Source organism: Acinetobacter sp. F-1, assembly GCF_022869025.1.
GTDB lineage: Bacteria > Pseudomonadota > Gammaproteobacteria > Pseudomonadales > Moraxellaceae > Acinetobacter > Acinetobacter pseudolwoffii.
Window position 1 is genome coordinate 85,131 of record NZ_JAJKFX010000002.1, and the last position, 18,300, is coordinate 103,430.

Here is an 18,300-nt window from a genome sequence, read left to right on the forward strand (position 1 = left end):
GAACAACTCATTCAGCTATGATGCATTTTTATAAAACTCAACGTGGGGTCGAGGTGCTACAGAATCGCTCTATCCCCTTGACCGCACGCCAACGCCGCTTATTGGTGCTAATCGGCAGCAAAGATTTTGATCTGTTACATGAGAGATTAAAGCAGCAACTTGCTCCCGCCGAGCTTTTAGAGCAACTTTGTGAAATGGCTTTAATTGTTCCGGCTCACACCAGCATAATATCAAACAGTCCACATCAGACCGGCACAGAAGTCGATACCAAAATCAATTTGGCGCATTCCGAGATTTACCGTCCCTTAAATTCACCTCTGCCCCTACCTTGTGTAACCGAGAACCGCAAAAACCTCCTAGTTCCTATCGAAGAGCTGAAAGAAAATTCATCTATTGAAACAAATCCAGACAATCAACCTCATCTACCTGAACCGCAAGCTTTATCTTTTGAAGACCTCAAATATCTGATGATGGAAAGCTTACAAAAATATTGTGGCTTGATGGCCAAACAGCAAATTCAGCATATTTTACAGGTACAGGATGTGCGCAGTTTAAAAATGTGCCAAATACAGTGGATCACCTCATTGCAGGAAAGCCGACTTCCTCCGCAAGAATTGAATCACATTCTAAAACAGATCAATTTCTCTTTGGCACAATTACAGCAAAATCAAGCTCATGAATAAGCATGTCTTAGTCTTTTAAACTCTTAAATGAGTAACTTTAGCAATCAAGCAGATTTGGATTTCAAATATAGATAATTGATTTTATATCATATTTATATTATCTCTAAATTTAAATCCTGAAATATCAGACTTAAGCGGGATAGAAAAAACCTGAAAATCTCGCCATATAGTGATCATTAAAATCCGCTTGGTTGCTATATGCCACATTATTTAGAATTCGATGCGTTTGATAACCCCATGCAACTGAGCAAGGTGGGCAATTGGGTCATTACCTTTTTAAGTCCGGCTGAAGAACTAGAACTTGTGCAACTGGCAATTACCTATGTACTGCCCCGCCAGCTCAGTGACAGTTTACAACCGCGACGTGTAGTGATTCAAAAAAGCTCTATCGAGCACCATTGGCTGATTCAAGCCATTGAATGTTTTGACAGTAATACTCGTCAGGAAATTTCTTTAAGCCCCGAACATATCACCGCTCAGAAAACCTTAAAACAGATTCTGCAAGAATTTGAAAAATATGATGTGAATGTACAACTTAAGCACATCTAATTTCTGGCTCACCTCGGTGGGCTTTTTTATTAATAGGGGATAAATTTTGCTTTTCTGCATTCATTAAAAACTCACCAGGAAGGTGAGTTTTTAATGGCTAAACCTGTAATATCGGATAGATGGACTCAATTTTTTCACCTTTGTATAACGTATTGATCCAGTTATTCTACGACTTTATAAATATTTGAAGACTTTTGACTTTCAAATAACAGTTCAATACTCGGTAAAATAGTTTCGCCATCTACCACGATATGTTCAATTTTTTTTACCAGATCAATTGCATCATGCTGATGTTGCTCTGCAAATGAACGTAATAAAGCTTTCGCCTCAATGACCTTGCTAAATTGGTCTTTCACCTTTATATCAATAATCTTTGACATTTCTCTCTCCTTTCTATTTCCTAAGTTTCCATTTTTTATATCACACTTAAATCGCTTATTTAGGGTCAAGATGTTAGCGAATTTGGCAATGTAAACTTTTTTTATAGGAATCAATTAGAAAAGAAATCATCTGGAATCATTAAACAAAGCTTTATAACAGACATTAAAAAAGCTCGCATTGCTGCGAGCTCTGTGTTGGATGGCTAGTGCTAGATTTATTGTTTGGTGATCAACATCAAACTCAACTAACTGTCATTGATCCGTCCAACTTATCGGTAGCGTCTTATTGGTTTTACGACCTACCATGAGTTCAATATAGCAACATTTTTCAGACCTACAAGCCCTCTTTACACTTCTAAAAGAAGACTCATACAAGATTTAAATTGTCATTTTTCAAAACTAAATTATGATATTTCAGGCTTATTAATTTCCAATATTATTATTTTTTAGAAGGAAATATTTTTAGAATAAATATATGATTTCTATAAAATTTTAATTTAAGTTAATTTAGCTCAATATGTGTTCACATCATCCTTTATTAATTTATTCAGTTTTTTAAAATTTATTTTTTTAAATTATTGAGAATAATAAGCGCTACTCAAAAATTAGCAAACCTCTACAGGAACCGCTGTAATTAGCCGAATTAAAAGTAATTTTCTTATAGATATAATCCATTGTTATTTTGAACATAAAGCACTAATTTTTATTTAAAATGTACTGTATAAACACACTTACAAGCATAACAATTTATAAAATCAAATCAGTTATAAAACAACAGTGTAATAAAGTCGCTCATATACAATAAACAAATGTACTCAAACCCGATCTTAAATCGATCAAAAAAAAATCTATATTTTAAAAAAAGGTATATTGCGATGACTCATTCAGATGAAAAAATTAATGAAGAATTTCCAGAAGAGGAATTGGATCCACAAGAAAAACAGGATCGAGAGATGCAGCGCGGTCAGCTGGGCGTAGATAAAGACCCTCAGGTAAAAAGAGACCAAATCCGTCAACAACATCAGGATGAAGAGGAACAGAATCCTTAATATTCATATTATTGAGTCTGCTCCTTTGAGATTAGGATCAAGTGTAATACTGTGCCCGCTTTTTAGAAAATCGGTCAAGCTGCTTTAAGAATCCCTCAAAGTAATCTTTCTGTTTTTCTTCAGTTCGATAACCTGCATATAAAGTACGGCGTAAGCCTTCAGGGGCTACACAATCCAGACGGCGCGAAGTCACCCAGCCCTTCTGTTCATATTCATTTACCACCCAATCTGGCAATGCCGCAATCCCACGACCACTGGCAACAAGCTGAATCAGCATTTGAGTCAAATCGGTCGTCCGAATCTGTTTTGGCAAAATATTCGCAGGAATAAACAAGCGTGACATGATATCCAGACGATGCTTATCTACCGGATAAGTTACTAATGTTTCTTCTGCCAGTTCCTGCACCGTAATCTCTTGGGCACGTACTAAAGGATGTGTATTAGACAACACCAAACGTGATTCATATTCAAATACCGGGAAATATTCCACACCTTTGAGTGCAATCGGATCGGCAGTAATCAGTAAGTCAAACTCGCCCGTTTGTAACAATTCATGCGGATTGGCTTCAAAGCCCGAAGCAAAATCCAAATCAACATCTGGATATTGGATACGATACTGATTCAAAAGTGGCATTAGCCAGTCAAAACAACTATGACACTCTGACGAGAATATAATACGGCCTGTCTGTCCATGCACAATACGTGTGATATCACTTTGCGCTATCTGTACTTGTGGTAGCACATCATCAGCTAGTTTCAACAAACGTAAACCTACATTAGAAAAACTCACAGGGCGACTACGGCGATTGACCACTTCAACCCCGAACCATTGATCGAGTTCGCGCAATTGGTGAGACAAAGCTGAAGGTGTTAAACAGAGATCTCCTGCCGCTGCAACCAGTGATCCATGTTCTCTTAGCGCTGTCAGTGTTTTTAAATGTCGTAGTTCTATCATATGGCTTACCCAAAAAAATACAGAAATCAGCTACTCAAGCTTGGTGAATAGCATAATCTATTTCAGGATGCTCACTTCAATATTTTCACTTTTAAATTATTTTAATGAATTTTACTCAACAAATAATCTGTTCAAAAATCGGTTTATTAAAAACATTTGAGTTATTTCATCCTCAAGATATTCAAGAATCGTACTCTGCATTGCAATCAGTTCTCGTATTTAAAACACCTAAAGCTGTTGTGAATTAGCGTATCAACTCAAAATATAGAATCAGAATAAGTAAAAGAAAATGAGCATGTCATTTGTTTGTCTGAAAACTTTTAAGATTATTTTTGAGCAGTATCGAATAAAGTGAAAAGACAGAGTTTGAGATTCGATTTAAGCAATGCAATCTAATGGTGGCACTGAATAAAAAGTTTTATGAAAAGCGATCTGGTATAAAGATTTAATTTAAAGAGATTTTTATGTTGTAAGAAATAAGAAAATGGTGCGCTCAGCGGGACTCGAACCCACGCCACAGGCTTCGGAGACCTGTACTCTATCCAGTTGAGCTATGAGCGCGCGATGCACATCATAACAAAAAAAATCATAAGGTAAAGCAACTATCTATAACTTCGTCATTTTATGCTTAGACTTTATACAATGTTCCAAAACAGCAACACAGAATTCCATGTGAATCACTTGGCTTATTTTCCAAGATCACTCACAATATCTCAACTTTTCACCATTTGAGATATTCATGACTGATGCACTGATCTTAAGAGATGTGTCAAAGACCTATCGCAATGGCTTTCAGGCATTAAAAGGAATCAACTTAAATGTACCAGAAGGTGAGTTTTATGCACTTCTGGGGCCAAATGGCGCCGGAAAATCCACCACCATCGGTATTATCAGTTCATTAACAAAAAAAACCGCCGGCACAGTCGAAATTTTCGGTCACAACCTGGATACCCACCCCTCCCAAGCCAAACAGTGTTTAGGTGTGGTTCCTCAGGAATTTAACTTCGCCCAGTTTGAAAAAACTTTCGACATTCTGGTGACGCAAGCCGGCTATTACGGGATTCCTAAAAAAATTGCACAGCAACGGGCTGAACTCTATCTGACCAAGCTGGGCCTATGGGAAAAACGTTCAACGCAGGCGCGTATGCTGTCGGGCGGTATGAAACGTCGCTTGATGATTGCACGTGCCATGATGCATGAACCGAAACTTTTGATTCTGGATGAGCCAACTGCGGGTGTCGACATCGAATTACGTCGTTCAATGTGGGAGTTTTTGAACGAGATGAATGAGCAAGGGACATCCATCATTCTCACCACCCACTATTTAGAAGAAGCCGAAATGCTGTGTCGCCGCATTGCGATTATTGATCGTGGTGTGATTAAAGAAGACACCAGCATGAAGAGCTTCCTAAGTCAGCTGAATGAAGAATCCTTTATTTTTGATCTTGCAGCACCGATTGAACCTTTGCATCTGGAGATTATCGGGGTACGTTTTAATTTAATCGACCCGATGACCTTAGAAATTACCATGGACAAGGCACATAGCATGAATGATCTGTTCCAGCTATTGGAGTCACAGAATATTCAGGTACGCAGTATGCGTAACAAATCCAATCGTCTGGAAGAGCTTTTTGTCAAAATGGTCGAAAAAAATCTGGATGGAGCTGCGCAATGAACATTAATCAACTCAGCGTAGCTTTATATACCATTGTATATAAAGAAGTCCGCCGTTTTATGCGGATCTGGCCGCAAACCTTGTTACCACCTGCCATCACCATGAGCTTGTATTTTGTGATTTTCGGCAATCTGATCGGTTCGCGGATTGGAGACATGGGCGGCTATAGCTATATGGAGTTCATTGTGCCCGGTCTGATCATGATGGCCGTGATTACCAACAGCTATGCCAACGTCTCTTCCAGTTTTTTCAGTTCAAAATTTCAAAAGAGTATTGAAGAGCTGGTCATGAGTCCGGTACCGATGCATGCCATTCTTTGGGGACATGTGCTGGGCGGTGTGATTCGTGGAGTACTGGTGGCGATTATTGTTAGTGCCGTGAGTTTGTTTTTTGCAGATCTATACATTACCAACTGGTTTGTGACGATTTATACCGTATTGATTACCTCCCTGCTGTTTTCTTTGGGTGGTTTTATCAATGCCGTCTATGCCAAATCTTTTGATGATATTTCGATTATCCCGACCTTTGTTTTAACGCCACTGACTTATTTAGGCGGTGTGTTTTATGCAATTTCTGCCTTAAGTCCATTCTGGCAAAATTTATCTTTGATCAACCCTGTGGTGTATATGGTCAATGCCTTCCGCTATGGCATTTTAGGACATAGCGATGTCAATGTAACTGTTTCACTTGCAGTGGTCACCTTATGTTGCGGCCTGCTCTATGCATTGGCCTATCATTTACTCTCCCGTGGTTCAGGAATGCGTGAATAATGAGTGTAGAACAATCTCTCCTTGGTAAAGACACCAATTACCCGACAGAATATCAGCCGGATGTTCTGTTTCCGATTTCGCGCGCACCTGCTCGTGAACAATACGCGCATGTCGACGCGATTCAGCAAGGCTCCGACTGGTGGCATGTTTTTGAAATTTCCTGGTTAAATTCAACCGGCGTACCCCAAGTCGCAATTGGACGGATCAGCCTGCCTGCTTCTTCGCCGAATCTGATTGAATCCAAATCACTCAAGCTCTACTTTAATAGTTTGAATTTTGCCAAATTTGAATCTCAAGCTGACTTTATCGCCACGGTGGAAAAAGATTTATCTGCTGCGGCTGGCGCAGAGATTACGTTAGATTTATTTCAGGTTGATGACTTGGAAGTTACCAAGCCTGAAGGCATCTGCATTGATGAACTAATTCCGGAACGTCTGGAAAATCATCCTGATGCGAGTCTTTTGGCTCTGGATGCGAACCATACCGAAGAAGTTGAAATCCAGCTGTATTCACATTTATTAAGAAGTAACTGCCCAGTCACTGGACAACCGGATTGGGGTACAGTATTTATACGCTATCAGGGCAAAAAACCTTGTTATAAGAGTATTTTGGCTTATATTATTTCTTATCGTCAGCATAACGGTTTTCACGAACAATGCGTGGAGCAGATGTTTGCCGATCTCTGGCAACAACTGAAACCGGAAAAGCTGATGGTCTACGCAACCTATACACGCCGTGGTGGATTGGATATCAACCCTTGCCGTGTATCGGATTTAACATGGATGCCTCGCCCTATTCGATTAGCGCGACAATAAAAACATTGAGGTTTAACAATGCCATTTTTTGGTTTTATTCCTTCTGCAGAGCTTTTAAATACAATTCAGACTGCACAACAAAATAAAAATTCAAATGAGCCGCTTTACCCACTCCGTGATAAAACCGCATTGATGATTAATGATGAAATTATTGATGCGATTCTCACGGAACTGGTGCGTCGTTTTCCTGCAAGTGATAAGCGCGATACTGCGGAAAAACTGGCGGGCTATATCAAGTCAACTGTGGCGGTATTGCTGAAACAGTTATTGAGTAAAGCGCCGAATGATGTGGTGAAGCAATCTATTGCTTTCTCTGAACGTAGTCTGTTTAAAGACCCTGAAGGACAAATCCGTATTGGTGAGTCGCTGGATGCCAATCTGGTGACCAATTTAAAACATCATTATGCGGAACTAAAAGCCGGTCAGAGTATCGACAAACAAATGTTTAGCAACCTGTATAAGCAGTTTGGTGAAGCGACGGTACGTCACTTTATGGTCGATTTTAATAAAACCTTGGATCTCGGCATGATCAAACGCAAGGCAGCAGATATTGGTGCTTCTGCAGTAATTAAGGCCATCAATATGGCTGCAGATAAAATCATTCTCAATCTGAACAAGGATGAGCTTCGCGCCATGGCTGAATATCATGACACCTTGTTCTATACAGAATAGGTTTGCATAGAATCATCTAAGAGTGATTTTTTAAAATTAGCCTGACTTCGGTCAGGCTTTTTTATGTTCAATGAAATAGCTTGTTACAGATAAGCAGCTCCACAAGGCAAACTGACGCAAAAATAACCAGTCTTTCACTATTTTTGTATATGCATCTAGGTCTCTTAATCATCCGAATGTTATCTTTAATCTGGTTTTTACAGCCTCATGATTGAAAAAATTTCTCAATCTTTTTCATGGCATGATTCAAATAACATTGCCCGCAACTTATCAAAAATTGGAAATCGTACCAAGATGTTGAAATCGAATTTTTATAAAAAATTTAAACAGCTTTCAATCGCATTGACCGCATTAGGTCTCAGCAGTTTCAGTCTGGCCAACGATTTCCAATCTCATCCCTCTTATGCCAGTTTTAAACAGACTGCCATGCAAAATTATGGGCTGAGTGCCCAGCAAGTCGATTCAGCCATGAACGGGGCGCGCAACCTGCCCAATATCATCAATATTATGAATCGTCCAGGTGAAAGCAAGCCTTGGTATTCTTATAAAACCAACTTTCTGGCTGAGTCGACCATTCAACGCGGTGTGCGCTTTAAACAGCAATATGCGGAAACGCTGAATCGCGCTGAACAGCAGTTTGGTGTACCACAGTCAATCATTCTCGGAATTTTAGGGGTAGAAACCGGCTTTGGAACCAATAAGGGTTCTTTTGTCACCCGTGATGCGCTGGCCACCTTAGGTTTTGGTTATGAGCGTCGTGCCCAGTATTTTCAAGATGAACTGGCGGCATTAATTGCCTGGTCTTATAAAGATGGCGTTTCAGCTTCTTCTATCGTCGGCTCTTATGCAGGTGCGGTCGGTTATCCACAATTCATGCCAAGTAATATTCCAAAATTCGGCGTGGACTACGATGGTAACGGACATATTGACCTGCGTAATTCAGCAGTAGATGCGATTGGCTCGATTGCCAACTATTTAGCCCAGCATGGCTGGCAGCGTAATCAACCGATTGCTTTTCCGGCCCGTTATAGTGGCTCGAACCCGGATGCGGTAATTGCCAAAGATCTGACTCAACCTAGCCCATATGGTGTGTTAAAAACACAAGGGATTAGCTCAATGAATCCTATTGTTCAAATTGACGATCTAGACTTGGTCAATGTAATTCAATTACAAGAAAATTATGGGCATATTTACTATATTACTTATCCAAATTTTCAAGTGATTACTACTTATAATCGCAGCCGAATGTATGCCACTGCATTGTGGTTATTAGGTACAGAAATTACCAGCCGTTAACATGAGAATTTAATACAAATTATTAAAGTCAACATTTTTATGAGTGATTATGAGCAAATATTGATCAATTTTAATATCATGTTACAATATTGATCATATTTTAATCACTCATTGTTTATTTTAAGTTCTTTTTTAAACTATTTTAATTAAACACTAGACAGGATATTGCAGGCATGAATATTATCCATTTCGTTAAATGTAGTTGCATAAGTTAAATATCAGGCGTGTTTACATGGTTTTTCAGTTACTTATGAACAAATCCATGCGATATGCTGTTAGGAGTTGATTCGATGCATTCTTCAATTTTGAAGTATTTTATGGCCATTGCCACGATAGTCACACTGACGCAATCGCAGGCAGATATGGTTCCGTCATCTTCGTTTAATCACGAAAATGACAATTCGCGCCTTGCAACGCGTGTATTAAATAAAGAAGCTCAAAGCTTCAATTCAAATTTCACCAATTTGAACAGCCTTTCAATCACTGAGCGTTCTGGCGATAAAGTTCGCCGTGAAACCATTGCAGCGAAAATTGAAATTCCTGCAGAAGAGCCTTCAGTGATTGAAAAACTGAATACCGTGGCTTCTAATACTGTACGCAAGTTCAGTCAGACAGGTACAGCCTCTTGGTATGGTCGCCAGTTCCACGGCCGTAAAACTGCAAGCGGTGAAACCTTTGACATGAATGCAATGACTGCTGCTCATCGTAGCCTACCATTGAACTGTTATATTCGTGTAACCAATAGAAATAATGGTAAAAGCGTAGTGGTTAAAGTCAATGACCGCGGCCCATTCCATGGTAACCGTGTCGTCGATTTATCTTATGGCGCAGCGAAGAAACTCGGCATTACCAATGCCGGTGTTGGCAATGTCAGTATTGAGCGTGTCGCTGGTCCAAATTCTTAAGATTTAGCTTGCAATACATTTAACCAAAAGCCACAGTAATGTGGCTTTTTTATTAACTTCAAGTTATAGAAAAATGACAATCAATCTATAGTTCCTCTTATCTCCAGCTACCTGTCCATTACAGCTTGAATGTTGCAAATTCGCCAAATAAAATTCACGTTTTGGCACGATTAACTTTTGACCAAACCTAGATTCTGCTTTATATTTTCAGGCAAGCACAACGTATTCATGGAATGGAGCGAATAATGAAAACAATATCTGAATGGCTGGATGAATATAGTGACAGTCATCAAAACAAAACCAATAAGCTGATTCACTGGGTCTGCGTACCGACTATCTATTTTTCGATTATTGGCATTATTGCGCACTTTAGTGCTTTACTGACCGCCCTTCTGCTGGCTCTGGCTTTTATTTTCTATGCCCGACTAGATATTGTTTTGGCAGTTGCAATGGCTGCTTTAACATTGATCATGGCCTGGCTAATCTGGATTCTGCCAGTCGGTGCCGGTTTTTATATTGGCCTATTTGTTTTTGCCTGGATTGGTCAGTTTTATGGCCACAAAGTGGAAGGCAAAAAGCCATCTTTCTTTAAAGACCTTCAATTCCTTCTTATTGGCCCGATTTGGTGCATGGATGCTTATTTAGCTAAAGTAGCACCTTCCTGGAAAAGTCGCCAGATACGAGACATGAAGAGCATTTAGCAGCATTCTTCATTTTTTCTAATGAGAAGAACCTTCTTGATAGGTTCTTCCTTGATGTTTTAACCGGCCATACACATGTTTTCGGGCACAATCATGATGCATCCAGTGCGCCACATCCCCCTTCTCGCTATTTATATTCACTATAAAATTCGACAATATCATCTTTTTGAATCGAACCAATGCCGGGTGCGGAATCGAATATGTCACCAATACAATTTGATCATTCAAGCATGAACTCTTAATAGCGTGATCCTTTATGATCATCACCTAACGTTGCAATCATTGCTCGATAAGATCGAACCCCAATATCACCCTGATGATGTTGAAAAGCAGTCTGAATTTTATTGAGATCATCTTGAGACATAGCTTCAAAATGAGTGTCGGTGTGGCGACTTGGCTGACTTTGTGTTAAGGAGCTCCACTCAAACTGGTTTTGCTAGGTATCAACACAGATATACAGCAATCAATAAGCAATCATCGCCCCAATACCCATGTCGGTTTTATATGCGCTATTAATGATTTTCAATTCTTTAAATTTCGTTGATTTTATCACGCGCACTTTCTAAGCAAACTCGCATTTTCCAAGAAAAACTACCGCTTTCGACTTATTGTATTTTTATGCAGATATAAAAAAAGCCCCACAAAGTGGAGCTTCTTTATAATTCGTTACCGAATTATTGAGCAGCAGCCTGAGCAGCAGCAACTTCTTCTGCGAAACTCATTTCAGCTTTCTTCTCGATACCTTCACCAACTTCGAAACGAACGAATTCAGCTACAGTAGTACCTGTTGCTTTAAGAACGTCAGCAACTTTCTTGTCGTTGTCGATTACGTACATTTGACGCTCAAGAACAACTTCGTTCAAGTATTTCTCGACAGAACCCACAACCATCTTCTCAACGATGTTTGCTGGCTTGCCAGATTCAAGTGCTTTCGCTTCAGCAATTTCTTTCTCTTTCGCGATAAGCTCAGCAGAAACGCCTTCAGCATTTACAGCGACTGGGTTGAACGCAGCAACGTGCATTGCCAAGCCTTTACCAGTTGCTTCATCACCAGTATAAGAAACAACAACACCGATACGAAGACCGTGTTTGTAAACTGCAAGGTTAGCACCTTCAACAATTTTCGCACGACGTACTTGGATGTTTTCACCGATTTTTTGAACAAGAGCGATACGCGCTTCTTCTACAGTTGCACCATCTTCTAGTTTCAATTCAGCGATTTGAGCAGGATCAGTTACGTTTGCAGCAAGTGCAGCAGCCGCAACTTTCGCAGAGAAACCAGCAAAGTTTTCATCTTTCGCAACGAAGTCAGTCTGGCAGTTTACTTCTAAAAGAAGTGCTTTGTTGCCTTCTTGAGCAATCGTGATCGCGCCATCAGCAGCGATGTTACCCGCTTTTTTAGCAGCTTTCGCTTGACCAGATTTACGTAGGTTATCGATCGCTAATTCAACGTCGCCGCCCGCTTCTGTCAAAGCTTTTTTACATTCCATCATTGCAAGACCAGTACGATCGCGCAATTCTTTAACCATGCTTGCTGTAACTGCAGTCATGTTTATCTCCTAAATTCGGTAGAAAATGAATTCTTTTTAGAACAGAAACGGCCCAGAGGAGTTCTCATGGGCCGCCTGCATACATAACGCTTACTTTGCCACCATCACATGTCGCAAAAATGACAAGCTTGCGTCAAACGCATTAAGCCTCAGAAGCTGGAGCTTCTTCTGCTTTAGCTTGTGCATTCGCTTGTGATTGAGCATATTCTTTACCAGCAAGAATCGCATCAGCCATAGCAGAAGCATACAGTGTTACTGCACGGATCGCATCATCGTTACCCGGAATAACGTAATCTACGTTGTCTGGGTTAGAGTTTGTATCAACGATACCGATTACAGGAATACCAAGGTTCTTCGCTTCTTTGATTGCAATTGCTTCGTGATCAACGTCGATTACGAATAATGCGTCAGGTAAACCACCCATGTTTTTCACGCCGCCAAGACCGCGTTCAAGTTTTTCCATCTCACGAGTACGTTCTAAAGCTTCACGTTTAGTTAGCTTAAGGAAAGTACCGTCTTGAGATTGAGTTTGAAGGTCTTTTAGACGATTGATAGATTGGCGAAGTGTTTTCCAGTTCGTCAACATACCACCTAACCAGCGGTGATCAACATATGGTTGACCAGCACGTTGCGCTTGTTCACGGATGATTGCAGAAGCTGCGCGCTTAGTACCAACAAACAAAACTTTGTTCTTTTTGCTCGCCAAGTTGTTAGCAAAGTTCAAAGCATCATTTAACGCAGGAACAGTGTGCTCAAGGTTGATGATGTGAATTTTGTTACGCGCACCAAAGATGTAATCGCGCATTTTTGGGTTCCAAAAACGTGTTTGGTGACCAAAGTGTGCGCCTGCTTGTAGAAGGTCGCGCATGCCTACGTTGTAATCTGCCATTTTCTTTACCTTAAAGTTTGGGTTAGGCCTCCATATACCCGCATTCTCCACCCAAGGGATTGCTGTCATTTTATCAGTGGTTGCGACAGAGGACATTTTTTAGCGATACAAGGCATGAATAGTGAGATTTAACATTCTAAATAAACTATTCATAACGCAGTAGCGTCAAAAAACGTCCCTGTCCCGAAGGGTTGTAGCTAAAATCCCCTCATACTTCGTTATGAAACTCGATAAGGGAATACCATTACCATCGTTTCATGCCTCGCATGACGAAATTTTAGCTGACAACGCAACTCACATATAAAGTGACAACAATCCCTAGAAGCACCCAGAGTAATGTGTCGATATATGTGCGGATTTTTTGTCCCATCGCACAAAGCCCGTGAAATTTATTCACGAAAAAGCATTTGATAAAATGGGCGGCTATTTATACCATAGTCACACACAAATTTCCAAAAGTTTTTAGAGATCATGAACAACACTTACCAAGCGCCACGTCGACTTATCAAAACCCCTGACGAAATTGAAAAAATGCGTGTGGCAGGGCGACTGGCGGCAGAAGTATTGGATATGATCAAACCGCATATTGTTCCAGGTGTTACTACGCTAGAACTTGATACGATTTGTCATGACTATATTGTTAACCAACAACAAGCCATTCCAGCCTGCTTAGGTTATGGTGCAGCACCAGGTCGGCCTGCTTTCCAGCATGTGATTTGCACTTCTGTGAATCATGTGGTGTGTCACGGCATTCCATCGGATAGCAAAAAATTGAAAAAAGGTGACATTCTGAATATCGATGTCACTGTGATTAAAGATGGCTATCATGGCGATACCAACATGATGTACATCGTCGGTGGTGAAACGTCTATTCTTGCTAACCGTCTATGTAAAGTAGCGCAAGAAGCCATGTACCGGGGTATTGAAACTGTAAAACCAGGGTCAACCATTGGTGATATTGGCCACGTGATTCAAAAATATGTCGAATCTGAACGTTTTGGTGTAGTACGTGAATATTGTGGTCATGGAATTGGCACGACTTTCCATGACGAACCGCAAGTATTGCATTACGGCCAGCCAGATACCGGGATGATTTTAGAAGAAGGCATGACTTTTACCATTGAGCCTATGGTGAATGGGGGCGACTGGAAAACCAAATTACTGGGTGATAAATGGACGGTGGTCACCAAAGACCATTCATTGTCAGCACAGTATGAACATACCCTGCTCGTCACTAAAACAGGGGTTGAAATCTTAACCGCGCGTCCGGATGAAGATCTGTCACGCTTTAATAAATAAGTACCAAGACAACACCACAAAATGGTCACTATAAAGTGGCCATTTTTAGTTTATATTGACTGGCTTATGGGGGTTTACTGGATAACTCAAGCCTTTTAACTGTTGTCCCTTGGCATCGGAGTTCAAGATAAAGCTCTGCAAGTACACCATTTTTTCCTCAAAGTTTTCCAAATTCTTTTGCCCCATGCCTCGCATTTTAAGCTAAGATAATGTGCTTTTTATTTTTTAATCCCTATAAGAAGGAATACTGCCGTGGACGTACGTCTCTCTGATCGTGTAAATGCCATCAAACCGTCCCCAACGCTTGCTGTGACCAACAAAGCTGCTGAATTAAAAGCTGCAGGTCATAATGTTATTGGTTTGGGCGCAGGTGAGCCAGATTTTGATACACCGCAACACATCAAAGATGCAGCAATTGCAGCGATTAACAACGGTTTCACCAAATACACCGCTGTTGACGGTACGCCAGGTCTTAAAAAAGCCATTATTGCTAAATTGAAACGTGACAATCACCTAGACTACGCAGCAAACCAGATTCTGGTTTCTTGTGGTGGTAAACAATCATTCTTTAACCTGTCTTTGGCTTTGTTGAACAAAGGTGATGAAGTCATCATTCCTGCACCTTTCTGGGTCAGCTACCCGGATATGGTAATCATCGCTGAAGGCGTACCTGTGATTGTGAAATGTGGTGAAGAACAGCGTTTCAAAATCACACCTGAACAACTAGAAGCTGCGATCACTGACAAAACACGTTTAGTGGTATTGAACAGTCCCTCTAACCCGACTGGCATGATCTACACCAAAGAAGAACTTCTTGCTTTGGCTGAGGTACTGCGTAAATACCCTGAAGTATTCATCGCGTCTGATGACATGTATGAACCGATTCGTTGGGAAGATGAGTTCTATAACATCGCCACTATTGCACCAGACCTGTATGACCGCACAATCGTGTTAAACGGTGTATCTAAAGCCTATGCAATGACTGGCTGGCGTATTGGCTATGCAGCGGGCCCTGCTAAACTGATCGGTGCGATGAAAAAAATCCAGTCACAATCCACTTCAAATCCAACTTCAATTTCACAAGTTGCTGCCGAAGCTGCATTGAATGGTCCTCAAGATGTTCTTGAGCCAATGATTGAAGCATTCAAACGTCGTCATGACCTGGTTGTGAAAGGCTTGAATGACATCAATGGTATTTCTTGCTTACCTGCGGATGGTGCATTCTATGCATACGCAAACATCAAGCCGTTGATTCGTGCCAAAGGTTTGAAATCTTGCACAGAATTCTCTGCTTGGTTACTGGAAGAAACTGGCGTTGCCGTTGTTCCTGGCGATGCATTCGGTCTGGGCGGTTTCATGCGTATTTCTTATGCAACTGCAGATGAAGTGTTGGTTGATGCACTTGCGCGCATCAAGAAAGCTGCTGATTCAATCGAAGGCGTTGACGCTGCGATTGCTTCAATCGAAGCTGAAAAAGCGGCACAATAATCAACTCGCTTGATTTAAAAACCCGCGTTGATCGCGGGTTTTTTTATGCCATTCCAAGATGCTTTTGATAACGCATTTTAAGCAGATCAAACAAATGATCGCAGCCAAAGTGTATGCCACACATAGCATTGATCGAAATTCCTGAATATCTAAAGTATCTCTATTTCCGGTAGAAATAGTACTCTCCTGCTATCTGCAATAGCATTGAAAAAAATAAATATTTTAACCACAATAACTTTTAACCATCTAATATAACTATTGCTATGAGCAACATTACATCAAAATATGTCACTTGCTATTATTGATGTTTCACTTTTAAATAAAATCGAAACAGCTAAAGAATAATCACAGGAAAAGCAGAATGAATCCAAAACAAATGAACGGTTTGGCCTTATTACAAGCGATGCGAGATGGGAAAATTCCCGCTCCAAGCATTAGCGAAACCATGTCGATGCAACCTGCCGTTATCCAAAGCGGATACGTAGAATTTAAAGTCAAAGCCGATCACCGGCATTTAAATCCGCTTGGTGGCGTGCATGGTGGTTTTGCAGCAACTGTTTTAGACACGGTGACAGGCTGTGCGATTCATACTTTACTCGAAGCAGGGGTCGGTTATGGCACGATTGATCTGAATGTTAAAATGTGCCGACCGATTCCTCAAGACCAGCAGCTTAAAGCGACCGGACAATCAATTAACCTCAGTAAAAATCTGGGTATTGCTGAAGGTCGGATTCTGGATGAAGAAGGCCGTTTATATGCCCATGCCACTGCGACCTGTATGATTATTCGCCCTGAATAACCAAGAGAACCTATGGCCAGCATTCAATCGATGACCTAAGCAATATTGCCCTTCGTCTGTCCGGCTTGAACACAAGCGATCTGTGGTCGGCTTAAGCCCTGAAACTCAAAATAATGCTTGGACACATTGGCCAGCTCTACATCTTGTATTTGCGCTGTCGATGCCTGCCAAGCTTTGGATTGATTGGTACCGGTCAAAAGATTACCTGAAATGGCATAGATATATAATTCTTTGCTTTGCTCTTTCAGATAATCGGCATTCAAAAACACTTCAAAGCTAAATTGACGTTCAGTTTCTACCAACCATTTTTCTGCAAACCACAATTGCAGCAAATCACCTAGATACAAGGACTGTTGCGCCAAGGGCCATAGCTTGATATGAGCATCTGTAACAGGAATATAATACTGTGCTGGATCTGCAATAATCTGCAGATAGTTTTCTTGATAATAAGTGAGTTGAGAGAAAATTTGAGGGATGCTGAGCGTATTCATTCGCTGTCTCCGGTTTAGCCATTTTTGTGCTGGCAAGTAGGTTTAAATCCACACTGTTTGACCATTTGGTCAAACGACTTTATGGTTTTAATCTAGCAAGTGAAATTTATTCTGACAAGTATTTTTCGTAAAATTTATGCAATTGTCTAAATTAAAAACAGACAGGCTGAATTTGTTATAAATATGACAGTTTTTGCTTGACCCCTGTCAAAATCCCTCTATAATCGCTTTCAGATTCTCCAATAGCTCAGTCGGTAGAGCGACGGACTGTTAATCCGCAGGTCCCTGGTTCGAGCCCAGGTTGGAGAGCCAAATACTAAAAAGCCCACTCATAACGAAGTGGGCTTTTTTTCGTTTAATATTTTATAAAACAAGCCTGAATGATTTCAGGCTCGTTTTGGCTTAATCCATTACATTAAAAGCCAAGGTATATTTATAACGCTTTAAATCATTCTTTTTTATTTCGAAAGGCTGCTGATAATCAATTTTCATTAAGTACTGGCCTTTTTCCTGCATATTAAAGTTGAGTAACCCTTGCGCATCTGTTGTGAGCGCTTTATAGATTTTTTTATCACGACTAAAATCTGTCGTTTGTGCCAAAATCTCAACGTTTAAATTCGCAACTCCTTTTTTATCATCCAGTACTTTCAATTGAATCGCTTGAGATTTTTTAAATGCATTTGGATGCGTGATAAATTGAACATCAAAGCCAGCATGGATATGCTGAATGACCTGATTCAACGTCACACGCCGTGAGACAAAGGTTTCAATAATATCGATAGTCTGCACAGTTTTCTGTGGCATGTTTTTCTTCAGCGCTTGCTGATAAATCACATTTTGATTGGCGGCTTGATTGGCTTTTGGAACAGCACTTAGAACCATTTTCCATTTTTGAGCAACCTGTGCATACTTTAGGCTATTCCCCTGTTTCTCGCCACGAATCCGATAGGTACCCTCTTGTTTATTTTCCAGACTATAACTACTTAGGGTTTGTGTTTTGGTCCATGCATCATCTGCAAGATAAATCTTTTGGCCTGTAGGCGTATGATAATGAAACTTAAAGTTTTTAATCGCCACTTCCGAGGCAAATGGATTGTCATAAAAGCCAGATACAATCGCAGTGTGATTGTTAAAAGTTTGATAACTTAGTGGGGCAACATAAGGATAGTGTGCAAAGGCTGTACTGCTGATCACTCCAAAGATCAAAAAAGGCATGACTTTTACCAGCTTATTCATTATTTCATCATCGTTATTAAGAAATCTGCTGTATTTTATGGATTAAGTCTGTAGATGTAAATAATTCTCATTTATATATTTGCTCTGGATATAAAAAA

19 protein-coding genes and 2 tRNA genes are annotated in these 18,300 nt (G+C 40.4%); 14 read left to right on the forward strand and 7 right to left on the reverse strand.

The features are described 5' to 3' along the window. Positions 1 to 17: 17 nt before the first annotated feature. On the forward strand, positions 18 to 683 hold the full coding sequence (locus tag LOZ91_RS02300; RefSeq protein ID WP_244782602.1) for a hypothetical protein: 666 nt from the start codon (positions 18 to 20) through the stop codon (positions 681 to 683). A gap of 198 nt (positions 684 to 881) precedes the next feature. Next, entirely contained in the window at positions 882 to 1,232 is a 351-nt protein-coding gene (locus LOZ91_RS02305) for a hypothetical protein (RefSeq protein WP_005170170.1), read from the forward strand. 161 nt (positions 1,233 to 1,393) lie between these two features. Here LOZ91_RS02305 and LOZ91_RS02310 read toward each other — a convergent pair whose 3' ends face one another. Next, on the reverse strand, positions 1,394 to 1,612 hold the full coding sequence (locus LOZ91_RS02310) for a hypothetical protein (protein ID WP_005097507.1): 219 nt from the start codon (positions 1,610 to 1,612) through the stop codon (positions 1,394 to 1,396). An 875-nt stretch (positions 1,613 to 2,487) separates the two neighbouring features. On the opposite strand from LOZ91_RS02310, the gene LOZ91_RS02315 reads away from it, so the two are divergent. Continuing rightward, positions 2,488 to 2,661, forward strand: coding sequence for a hypothetical protein (locus LOZ91_RS02315; protein WP_167381264.1), 174 nt, complete (start codon positions 2,488 to 2,490; stop codon positions 2,659 to 2,661). A 37-nt stretch (positions 2,662 to 2,698) separates the two neighbouring features. Here LOZ91_RS02315 and LOZ91_RS02320 read toward each other — a convergent pair whose 3' ends face one another. Next, positions 2,699 to 3,616: a LysR family transcriptional regulator gene (locus LOZ91_RS02320; protein ID WP_005097509.1), complete on the reverse strand. Its 918-nt coding sequence runs from the start codon at positions 3,614 to 3,616 to the stop codon at positions 2,699 to 2,701. 485 nt (positions 3,617 to 4,101) lie between these two features. Next, positions 4,102 to 4,177 (reverse strand) — tRNA-Arg (locus LOZ91_RS02325). A gap of 178 nt (positions 4,178 to 4,355) precedes the next feature. Here LOZ91_RS02325 and LOZ91_RS02330 point away from each other — a divergent pair. The 7 genes from LOZ91_RS02330 to LOZ91_RS02360 all read left to right on the forward strand — a co-directional run bounded on the left by LOZ91_RS02330 (position 4,356) and on the right by LOZ91_RS02360 (position 10,450). Continuing rightward, positions 4,356 to 5,291: an ABC transporter ATP-binding protein gene (locus LOZ91_RS02330; RefSeq protein ID WP_244782603.1), complete on the forward strand. Its 936-nt coding sequence runs from the start codon at positions 4,356 to 4,358 to the stop codon at positions 5,289 to 5,291. Continuing rightward, the gene (locus LOZ91_RS02335) at positions 5,288 to 6,061 is read left to right on the forward strand and encodes an ABC transporter permease (RefSeq protein WP_005097525.1); all 774 of its coding nucleotides are present in this window, start codon (positions 5,288 to 5,290) and stop codon (positions 6,059 to 6,061) included. The genes LOZ91_RS02330 and LOZ91_RS02335 overlap by 4 nt, the downstream gene beginning before the upstream one ends. Beyond that, on the forward strand, positions 6,061 to 6,876 hold the full coding sequence (gene queF / locus LOZ91_RS02340) for an NADPH-dependent 7-cyano-7-deazaguanine reductase QueF (protein WP_244782604.1): 816 nt from the start codon (positions 6,061 to 6,063) through the stop codon (positions 6,874 to 6,876). Before LOZ91_RS02335 ends, queF begins: the two co-directional genes overlap by 1 nt. Positions 6,877 to 6,894: 18 nt before the next feature. After that, the gene (locus LOZ91_RS02345) at positions 6,895 to 7,548 is read left to right on the forward strand and encodes a hypothetical protein (protein WP_005097528.1); all 654 of its coding nucleotides are present in this window, start codon (positions 6,895 to 6,897) and stop codon (positions 7,546 to 7,548) included. Positions 7,549 to 7,842: 294 nt separating this feature from the next. Further along, the gene (gene mltB, locus LOZ91_RS02350) at positions 7,843 to 8,844 is read left to right on the forward strand and encodes a lytic murein transglycosylase B (RefSeq protein WP_244782605.1); all 1,002 of its coding nucleotides are present in this window, start codon (positions 7,843 to 7,845) and stop codon (positions 8,842 to 8,844) included. A gap of 290 nt (positions 8,845 to 9,134) precedes the next feature. Beyond that, on the forward strand, positions 9,135 to 9,749 hold the full coding sequence (locus LOZ91_RS02355) for a septal ring lytic transglycosylase RlpA family protein (protein WP_005097531.1): 615 nt from the start codon (positions 9,135 to 9,137) through the stop codon (positions 9,747 to 9,749). A gap of 245 nt (positions 9,750 to 9,994) precedes the next feature. Beyond that, a complete protein-coding gene (locus LOZ91_RS02360; protein WP_005170152.1) occupies positions 9,995 to 10,450 on the forward strand; it encodes an Mpo1-like protein in 456 nt (151 codons plus the stop codon). Positions 10,451 to 11,124: 674 nt separating this feature from the next. On the opposite strand, the gene tsf is transcribed toward LOZ91_RS02360, so the two are convergent. Beyond that, the gene (gene tsf, locus LOZ91_RS02365; RefSeq protein WP_005097533.1) at positions 11,125 to 12,000 is read right to left on the reverse strand and encodes a translation elongation factor Ts; all 876 of its coding nucleotides are present in this window, start codon (positions 11,998 to 12,000) and stop codon (positions 11,125 to 11,127) included. A gap of 142 nt (positions 12,001 to 12,142) precedes the next feature. After that, positions 12,143 to 12,889, reverse strand: coding sequence for a 30S ribosomal protein S2 (rpsB, locus tag LOZ91_RS02370; RefSeq protein ID WP_005097534.1), 747 nt, complete (start codon positions 12,887 to 12,889; stop codon positions 12,143 to 12,145). 471 nt (positions 12,890 to 13,360) lie between these two features. Between rpsB and map the strand changes: the two genes are divergently transcribed. The 3 genes from map to LOZ91_RS02385 all read left to right on the forward strand — a co-directional run bounded on the left by map (position 13,361) and on the right by LOZ91_RS02385 (position 16,475). Beyond that, the gene (map, locus tag LOZ91_RS02375) at positions 13,361 to 14,188 is read left to right on the forward strand and encodes a type I methionyl aminopeptidase (RefSeq protein WP_005097535.1); all 828 of its coding nucleotides are present in this window, start codon (positions 13,361 to 13,363) and stop codon (positions 14,186 to 14,188) included. Positions 14,189 to 14,440: 252 nt separating this feature from the next. Further along, positions 14,441 to 15,676: a pyridoxal phosphate-dependent aminotransferase gene (locus LOZ91_RS02380; RefSeq protein WP_244782606.1), complete on the forward strand. Its 1,236-nt coding sequence runs from the start codon at positions 14,441 to 14,443 to the stop codon at positions 15,674 to 15,676. 361 nt (positions 15,677 to 16,037) lie between these two features. Next, complete coding sequence (locus LOZ91_RS02385; RefSeq protein ID WP_244782607.1) at positions 16,038 to 16,475, forward strand: PaaI family thioesterase; 438 nt, start codon at positions 16,038 to 16,040, stop codon at positions 16,473 to 16,475. 35 nt (positions 16,476 to 16,510) lie between these two features. On the opposite strand, the gene LOZ91_RS02390 is transcribed toward LOZ91_RS02385, so the two are convergent. Further along, positions 16,511 to 16,966: a hypothetical protein gene (locus LOZ91_RS02390; protein ID WP_005170144.1), complete on the reverse strand. Its 456-nt coding sequence runs from the start codon at positions 16,964 to 16,966 to the stop codon at positions 16,511 to 16,513. Between the two features lie 236 nt (positions 16,967 to 17,202). On the opposite strand from LOZ91_RS02390, the gene LOZ91_RS02395 reads away from it, so the two are divergent. After that, positions 17,203 to 17,278 (forward strand) — tRNA-Asn (locus tag LOZ91_RS02395). Positions 17,279 to 17,368: 90 nt separating this feature from the next. Here LOZ91_RS02395 and LOZ91_RS02400 read toward each other — a convergent pair. Further along, on the reverse strand, positions 17,369 to 18,202 hold the full coding sequence (locus LOZ91_RS02400; RefSeq protein ID WP_244782608.1) for a DUF4198 domain-containing protein: 834 nt from the start codon (positions 18,200 to 18,202) through the stop codon (positions 17,369 to 17,371). Positions 18,203 to 18,300 lie beyond the last annotated feature (98 nt).

Coding starts and splice junctions, on each gene's coding strand:
- LOZ91_RS02300 (WP_244782602.1), top strand. CDS start 18: ATGATGCATTTTTATAAAACTCAACGTGGGGTCGAGGTGCTACAGAAT.
- LOZ91_RS02305 (WP_005170170.1), top strand. CDS start 882: ATGCCACATTATTTAGAATTCGATGCGTTTGATAACCCCATGCAACTG.
- LOZ91_RS02310 (WP_005097507.1), bottom strand. CDS start 1,612: ATGTCAAAGATTATTGATATAAAGGTGAAAGACCAATTTAGCAAGGTC.
- LOZ91_RS02315 (WP_167381264.1), top strand. CDS start 2,488: ATGACTCATTCAGATGAAAAAATTAATGAAGAATTTCCAGAAGAGGAA.
- LOZ91_RS02320 (WP_005097509.1), bottom strand. CDS start 3,616: ATGATAGAACTACGACATTTAAAAACACTGACAGCGCTAAGAGAACAT.
- LOZ91_RS02330 (WP_244782603.1), top strand. CDS start 4,356: ATGACTGATGCACTGATCTTAAGAGATGTGTCAAAGACCTATCGCAAT.
- LOZ91_RS02335 (WP_005097525.1), top strand. CDS start 5,288: ATGAACATTAATCAACTCAGCGTAGCTTTATATACCATTGTATATAAA.
- queF (WP_244782604.1), top strand. CDS start 6,061: ATGAGTGTAGAACAATCTCTCCTTGGTAAAGACACCAATTACCCGACA.
- LOZ91_RS02345 (WP_005097528.1), top strand. CDS start 6,895: ATGCCATTTTTTGGTTTTATTCCTTCTGCAGAGCTTTTAAATACAATT.
- mltB (WP_244782605.1), top strand. CDS start 7,843: ATGTTGAAATCGAATTTTTATAAAAAATTTAAACAGCTTTCAATCGCA.
- LOZ91_RS02355 (WP_005097531.1), top strand. CDS start 9,135: ATGCATTCTTCAATTTTGAAGTATTTTATGGCCATTGCCACGATAGTC.
- LOZ91_RS02360 (WP_005170152.1), top strand. CDS start 9,995: ATGAAAACAATATCTGAATGGCTGGATGAATATAGTGACAGTCATCAA.
- tsf (WP_005097533.1), bottom strand. CDS start 12,000: ATGACTGCAGTTACAGCAAGCATGGTTAAAGAATTGCGCGATCGTACT.
- rpsB (WP_005097534.1), bottom strand. CDS start 12,889: ATGGCAGATTACAACGTAGGCATGCGCGACCTTCTACAAGCAGGCGCA.
- map (WP_005097535.1), top strand. CDS start 13,361: ATGAACAACACTTACCAAGCGCCACGTCGACTTATCAAAACCCCTGAC.
- LOZ91_RS02385 (WP_244782607.1), top strand. CDS start 16,038: ATGAATCCAAAACAAATGAACGGTTTGGCCTTATTACAAGCGATGCGA.
- LOZ91_RS02390 (WP_005170144.1), bottom strand. CDS start 16,966: ATGAATACGCTCAGCATCCCTCAAATTTTCTCTCAACTCACTTATTAT.
- LOZ91_RS02400 (WP_244782608.1), bottom strand. CDS start 18,202: ATGAATAAGCTGGTAAAAGTCATGCCTTTTTTGATCTTTGGAGTGATC.